Below are 6353 nucleotides of genomic sequence, written 5' to 3'. Positions count from 1 at the left end.
TGCCGTGGGTGCTGCGGGAACGCCGCGTGCTGCCGGACCGGGTGGAACGGAACCTGTGCGCGCTCGAACGGGCACGGCGGGACTCCCCGGCCCGGCGGTACGTCGGGTGAACGGTTGACCGTCCGCGGGACCGGGTAGGTCCCGTGGCAGACGAACCGTCCGCAGGGCGGAACAGCCGCCGTCGCGACAGGGAGTGTGCTCCATGACCGGCTTCTTCGGTGCCGACCCCGGTTCGAGCCCCTTCGACCAGTTGCTCGCGCAGTTCTTCGGCAACGCGATGCCCGGGCGGCGGCCGCACGCGGTGGGCATCACCCGGCTGATGAGCGAGCAGGCGCTGGCTCTCGTGTCGGCGGCCGTGCGCCAGGTCGGCGAGTGGAACGGCAGCGAACTGGACTCCACGCACCTGCTGTGGGCCGCCACCCGGGTGCCGGGCAGCCGGGAGCTGATCCAGCGTTCCGGTGCGGACCCGGACGCGCTGGCGACCCGGGTCGAGCGGGAGGAGCGCAGCGAACAGCCGCGGTCCGGGATGCCGGTGCTCACCCCGGGTGCCAAACGCACCCTGCTGGACGCGCACCAGATCTCGCGCGGGCTGCGCTCGTCCTATATCGGTCCGGAACACGTGCTGCTCGCGCTGGTGGCCAACTCCGACTCGCGGGCGGGCAGACTGCTCGGCGAGGCCGGGATCACCCCGGAGTCGATGCAGAAGGCGATCTCCGACCCGACCGCCGCGCCCGGCAACGCCCGCACGGCGGGGCAGGAACAGCAGCAGGCCAGTGACACCCCCACCCTCGACCAGTACAGCCGGGACCTCACGATCATGGCGCGGAACGGGGAGATCGATCCGGTCGTGGGCCGGGACGGCGAGATCGAGCAGACGATCGAGGTGCTGTCCCGCCGCACCAAGAACAACCCGGTGCTGATCGGCGAGGCGGGGGTCGGCAAGACCGCCATCGTGGAGGGCCTCGCCCAGCGGGTCGCCGACGGGCAGGTGCCGGACACCCTGGGCGACCGGCGCGTGGTGCAGCTCGATGTGGCGGCGATGGTGGCGGGCACCCGGTACCGCGGTGACTTCGAGGAGCGGATGACCAAGCTGCTCGACGAACTCCGCGCCAACCGGGGCAAACTCGTCGTGTTCATCGACGAGCTGCACACCGTGGTCGGGGCCGGCGCGTCCGAGGGGTCGATGGGGGCGGGCAACATGCTCAAACCCGCGCTGTCCCGGGGCGAGGTGCACGTCGTCGGCGCGACCACGTTGGACGAGTACCGGCGCAACATCGAGAACGATCCCGCCTTCGAACGCCGGTTCCAGCCCATCCTGGTGCCCGAACCGTCCGTCGAGGACACCCTCGCGATCCTGCACGGCCTGCGGGACCAGTACGAGGCCCACCACCAGGTGCGCTTCACCGACGAGGCGTTGTCGGCGGCGGCGACGCTGTCCGACCGGTACGTCACCGACCGGTACCTGCCGGACAAGGCGATCGACCTGGTGGACCAGGCGGGCGCGCGGGTGCGGATGCGCACCGGGCGCAGGCCGGAGCAGCTACGCGACCTCCAGGCGCGGATGGAGCAGTTGTGCCGGGACCGCGACCAGGCGGTCAGCGAGGAGCACTACGAACGCGCCTCGGCACTCCGCGACGAGATCAACACGCTGCGCGGGCGGATCGAGGAGGAGAAGCAGGGGGAGCGCCCCTCCGAGGCGCCGGACGTCTCGGCCGTCGACATCGCCGAGGTGGTCTCCCGCATCAGCGGGGTGCCCGTCGCGCAGCTCACCCAGGAGGAACGGGAGCGGCTGCTCACGCTGGAGGAGCACCTGCACGGGCGGGTCGTCGGCCAGGACGAGGCGGTCCGCGCGGTGTCCGAGTCGGTGCGCCGCACCCGCGCCGGCCTGGCCGAGCCGAACCGTCCCTCGGGCAGCTTCCTGTTCCTCGGGCCGACCGGGGTCGGCAAGACCGAACTGGCGCGCGCGCTCGCGGAGGCGCTGTTCGGCACGGACGACCACATGATCCGGCTGGACATGTCCGAGTACGGCGAGCGGCACACGGTGAGCAGGCTCGTGGGCGCCCCACCGGGCTACGTCGGCTACGAGGAGGCCGGACAGCTCACCGAGGTGGTGCGCAGGCGGCCCTACTCGGTGATCCTGCTCGACGAGATCGAGAAGGCCCACGCGGACGTGTTCAATCTGCTGCTGCAGGTGTTGGAGGACGGCAGGCTCACCGACGGCCGGGGCCGCACGGTGAACTTCACCAACACCGTGCTGATCATGACCAGCAACATCGGGTCCGAACTGGTGCTCAGTGGCACCCAGGGCGCGCTCGGGTTCGCGCCGCCGCGTGAGGACGACACCGAGGCACCACTGCGGGAGCGGTTGATGCGCAGGCTGCGCGAGCACTTCCGGCCCGAGTTCCTCAACCGCATCGACGAGATCATCGTGTTCCGCAAGCTGTCGGCCGAGCAGTTGCAGCAGGTCACCTCGCTGCTGCTGGAGGAGACCCGGCGCAAGGCGCACGCGCAGGACGTCGAGGTGCGGGTCGAGCCGGAGGCCGTCCGGTGGCTCGCCGAGACCGGCTACCAGCCGGAGTACGGCGCCCGGCCGCTGCGCCGCACCATCCAGCGGGAGGTGGACAACGTGCTGTCCACGATGCTGCTCAACGGCGAGATCCCGGAACACTCCCGCGTCACCGTCGGCGTCGGAGACAACACCCTCACCTTCGACGTCGACACCACGGTGCCCACCGGCGCCACCTGACGGCCCCGCGGTGGTGTGCCGTGAAGGGCACCTTCCCTGCATGTGACGCAGCGAAAGTGCCCCTCACGGCACTCCACGCAGGGAAAGTGCCCCTCACGGCACACCCCGGCCGCGCGCGTGGTCAGGTGGTCGTGGTCTCGCGGAGTGCGGTGGCGGGGAGGACCCGTTCGTAGACGCGGGAGGTGTCGGCGGCGATGCGGTCCCACGAGTAGCGGCAGCGGGCACGGTCGGCGCCCGCGATGCCGTAGGCGTCGCGCAGGGCCGCGTCCCCGAGGAGCTTGCGGACGGCGGCGGCGAGGGCGTCGGGTCGCCGCGGCGGTACCTGCACGCCGGTGACCCCGTCGACGACGGTGTCGGTCAACCCGCCGACGGAGGAGACCACCACCGGTACCCCGCAGGACATCGCCTCCAGCGGCACGATCCCGAACGGTTCGTACCACGGGGTGCACACCACGACGTCGGCCGAGCGCAGCAGCGCGGGCACGTCCGACCGGGCCACCTGCCCCGCCAGGTGCACCCGGTCGGCCACCCCGGACTCCTCGGCCAACCGCCGCAGCCTGCGCGCCTCCGGGTCGGCGTCCAGTCTCCCGCGCTCGGGCCCGCCCGCGACGACCAGCTCCACCTCGGGCAGCGAACGCAGTGCCGCGATCGCCACGTCGAAACCCTTGCGCGGCACCAGCCTGCCCACCGACACGATCCGGTACCGGTGTCCGCGCGGATCCCGTGGGCCGGACGGGGAGAACCGTTCGAGGTCCACCCCGCAGGGGACCACCGACACCCGCGAGCGCGGCAGCCCCATGCGGACGAGCTCGAACACCTCGTCCGAGCACGTCGCCGCCACCCGCGCGGCGTTGCGGCCGATCAGCCGCTCCAGTCCGATCCGCTCGGCGGGACTGGTGTCCTGCGCGCCCTGGTACCGGCGCTTCACCACACCGAGTGCGTGGAAGGTCTGCACGACCGGCACGGTCCCCGGCTGCCCGTCGCCCCCGCCGCCGGTACCCTCCGTGCCGTCGTCGGCCACACCGTCGCCCGGCACACCGTCGTCGGGGGTGCCGTCGCGTACGGCCATCAGGGACGCGAGGCCGGACATCCAGAAGTGCGCGTGCACCACATCGGGGCGTTCCACGCGGATCCACTTCCGCAGCGAGGTGGTGAACTCCCCCATGTGCGGCAGCAACTCGTCCCGGGGGATGTGCCGGGGCGGCCCGGCGGGCAGGTGGACGACGCGGTACCCGCCGGGCATGTCGACCACCTCCGGGCGGTCGGGGTCGTCCCGACGGGTGTAGACGGTCACGTCGTGCCCGGCCCGGGTCAGCCCGGTGGACAGGTCCGCGACGTGGACGTTCTGCCCGCCCGCGTCGGCCTCGCCCAGAGCGGCCAGCGGGCTGGCGTGCTCGGAAACCATGGCGATCTTCATGGGACCTCCCGGAGAGTCAGGACAGGAGCCGGTCGAGGAGCACGTCCCAGCGGTGCAGGAAGGTGTCGAGGCCGAAGCGGGCCAGCGCGTGTTCGCGGGCGCACTTGCCCTGTCGCGCCGCGAGGTCGGGCTGTTCGCACAACGTGCGGACCGCCGGGGCGAGCCGGGCCAGGTCGGTGGACACCACGCCCGCGTCCTCGCCGACGGCCGTCGCGGCCTCGGTCGAGTTCACCGCGACCACGGGCATCCCCAGGTGCATCGCCTCGATCAGGGACAGTCCCAGCGACGTCCAGCGGGCGGTGTGCAGGTAGACGCGTCTGCGTGCCATGTGCGGGTGCAGCCGGTCCTGTGGGAGGTCGCCGACCGGGGTCACGCCCGGGGCGGTGAACCCTTCCGTCCCGATGCCGTACAGGTCGACGGGAGCGACCTCCCCGAAGACCCCGAGCAGGTCCGCGCCGACGATCCGGTTCCGCCGCACCGGCTCGTTGATCAGAGCGGCGGCGTGGGGCAGTTCCCCGGTGTAGCGGTAGCCCGGGTCGACGACCCCGTGTTCGATCACCACCGTCGGGGCGATCCCGTTGTCCCACATCAGCTCGTTGAAGTGGGTGACGTGCACGATCGGGATGTCGTCGCGCCCGGCGAGCGGGTGCCGCGTGGTCGCGGCGTGCTCGCGCGGGGTGTTGTGCTCCACGTAGACGGCGGGCAGGTCCGTTCCCGGGCGCCGACCCAGCCAGCGTTCGGTGAGGTCCAGCTCCTCGGGGCGCTGCAGCACCACGGCGTCCACGTCGGCTCCCCGGAGCCGGTCGTGCGGAACCTCCACGGCGGTGCCGGGCCAGTCCCGTCCGCACCGTCCCCGCCCCCACGGACCGCGGTCGTCCACTGTGGGGAGAAGACAGGTGTGCCCGCTCCGCACGAACGCGGTCGTCCACGACCCGTGCACGTGCCACAGGAGCAACCTCATGCGGAACGAGTTGCCCGCGCGGCGACATCACTAAACGGTTCCCCGGCACCCGGTGTCGCACGGTGGTGTCGTCCGTGGGCGTACCGTGTCCGAAGGTGGGTTCCCCGCCCCGCTGCCGAGGTCAGTCCCGTGGCCCGGCCCGCGACTCGGGTTGCACCGGGAGCAGACACAGGAGCAGACCGAGCACCGCGCTGACGCCGTACAGCACCACGTTCGCGGCGTAGACGTTGGCGAGGTTGCCGAGCGGGGAGACCGTGACGGCGAGGATGCCGTACGCGGTCAGCCCGGTGAACCCGAAGAAGGCCAGCCAGCCGAAGGCGCGCGTCGTCTCTTCCGCGCGGGCGGCCAGCACACCCATGACGCCCACGCCGGTGTGCCCGAGGTTGACCAGGGCGCTGACCCCGAACACCCACACCGACCGCGACGGGTCCGCCCCCATGCTGTTGCTGGTGGTGACGAAACCGAGCAGGCCGAACGTCAGGTACCACAGCCCGATCACCAGAGTCACCGCGCGCAGCATCGACACGGTGGGGCGCGGGCCTCCGTCGCCCACGGGGAACGTGGTCATGGCCGATCCGCCCGTCCGGGAATCGCTGCGCTCGGTGCCATGGCGACCACCTCCTCGGCGACGCCGGTGCCGTGCCGGGTGTGTCGTGGGGTCGGGAAACGACCGGGATGTTCGGGAGCTACCCGCGGGGTCCCCGGGCAAACTGCTTGGCGAAGTCGATGTGCACCACGTGGTCGGTCCCGCGTCGCGGGTCGCACTCGTACCGCCACGCCGACACGGAGTCGGTGACGGTGTCGAGCACCTGCCAGCCGAAGCTGTGTTCGCTGGGGACACCCCCGTCGAACGTCGTGGTGGACACCGCCACGCGCAGGGTGCCGAAGGTGATCTGGAGCCGGCAGGTGAGCAGCGCGCCGGGCACCGAACGGCGGATCAGACTCGTACACGCCTCGTCGACGGCCACCGTGATGTCGGTGCTCTCGTCCGGTCCGAACCCCTCGCGGCAGGACACGGCGTGGGCGATCGCCCGGATGAGGATCAGGTGCTCGGCGTCGGCGGGAACGCGCAACTCGACCGGGCCCGTGCACTGCGGTCCCAGCCAGTCGGTCAGTTCGTACGTGCGCATGATGGGGGTCGGATACCCGGCACCGGCCGCACCATGCCTGCCCGCGGACGTCCCCGCAGGCCGCGCCCGGCGCACCGCTGTGCCCCGCCCCCTGCCCGC

General features: G+C 72.1%; 5 protein-coding genes. 1 reads left to right on the top strand and 4 read right to left on the bottom strand.

The annotated features are described in order from the left end of the window. Positions 1-202: 202 nt before the first annotated feature. Positions 203-2746, top strand: coding sequence for an ATP-dependent Clp protease ATP-binding subunit (locus SACHA_RS0107265; protein WP_019808380.1), 2544 nt, complete (start codon positions 203-205; stop codon positions 2744-2746). Between the two features lie 121 nt (positions 2747-2867). Here SACHA_RS0107265 and SACHA_RS0107260 read toward each other — a convergent pair whose 3' ends face one another. The 4 genes from SACHA_RS0107260 to SACHA_RS0107245 form a co-directional block, all read right to left on the bottom strand. Continuing rightward, the gene (locus tag SACHA_RS0107260) at positions 2868-4163 is read right to left on the bottom strand and encodes a glycosyltransferase (RefSeq protein ID WP_019808379.1); all 1296 of its coding nucleotides are present in this window, start codon (positions 4161-4163) and stop codon (positions 2868-2870) included. A 16-nt stretch (positions 4164-4179) separates the two neighbouring features. After that, the gene (locus SACHA_RS0107255) at positions 4180-5124 is read right to left on the bottom strand and encodes a glycosyltransferase (RefSeq protein ID WP_019808378.1); all 945 of its coding nucleotides are present in this window, start codon (positions 5122-5124) and stop codon (positions 4180-4182) included. A 121-nt stretch (positions 5125-5245) separates the two neighbouring features. Next, positions 5246-5692 carry a DUF4383 domain-containing protein gene (locus tag SACHA_RS0107250; RefSeq protein WP_019808377.1) on the bottom strand — a complete coding sequence of 149 codons (447 nt, stop codon included), beginning with the start codon at positions 5690-5692 and terminating at the stop codon, positions 5246-5248. 118 nt (positions 5693-5810) lie between these two features. Next, on the bottom strand, positions 5811-6254 hold the full coding sequence (locus SACHA_RS0107245) for an ATP-binding protein (RefSeq protein ID WP_019808376.1): 444 nt from the start codon (positions 6252-6254) through the stop codon (positions 5811-5813). Positions 6255-6353 lie beyond the last annotated feature (99 nt).

Source organism: Saccharomonospora halophila 8 (genome assembly GCF_000383775.1).
GTDB classification, from domain to species: domain Bacteria; phylum Actinomycetota; class Actinomycetes; order Mycobacteriales; family Pseudonocardiaceae; genus Saccharomonospora; species Saccharomonospora halophila.
This window is presented reverse-complemented; position numbering and strand designations above follow the sequence as displayed.

What these genes read in the sequence shown, in the direction of transcription:
- SACHA_RS0107260 (WP_019808379.1), bottom strand. Translation starts at nt 4,163, where the DNA reads ATGAAGATCGCCATGGTTTCCGAGCACGCCAGCCCGCTGGCCGCTCTG.
- SACHA_RS0107255 (WP_019808378.1), bottom strand. Translation starts at nt 5,124, where the DNA reads ATGAGGTTGCTCCTGTGGCACGTGCACGGGTCGTGGACGACCGCGTTC.
- SACHA_RS0107245 (WP_019808376.1), bottom strand. Translation starts at nt 6,254, where the DNA reads ATGCGCACGTACGAACTGACCGACTGGCTGGGACCGCAGTGCACGGGC.
- SACHA_RS0107250 (WP_019808377.1), bottom strand. Translation starts at nt 5,692, where the DNA reads ATGACCACGTTCCCCGTGGGCGACGGAGGCCCGCGCCCCACCGTGTCG.
- SACHA_RS0107265 (WP_019808380.1), top strand. Translation starts at nt 203, where the DNA reads ATGACCGGCTTCTTCGGTGCCGACCCCGGTTCGAGCCCCTTCGACCAG.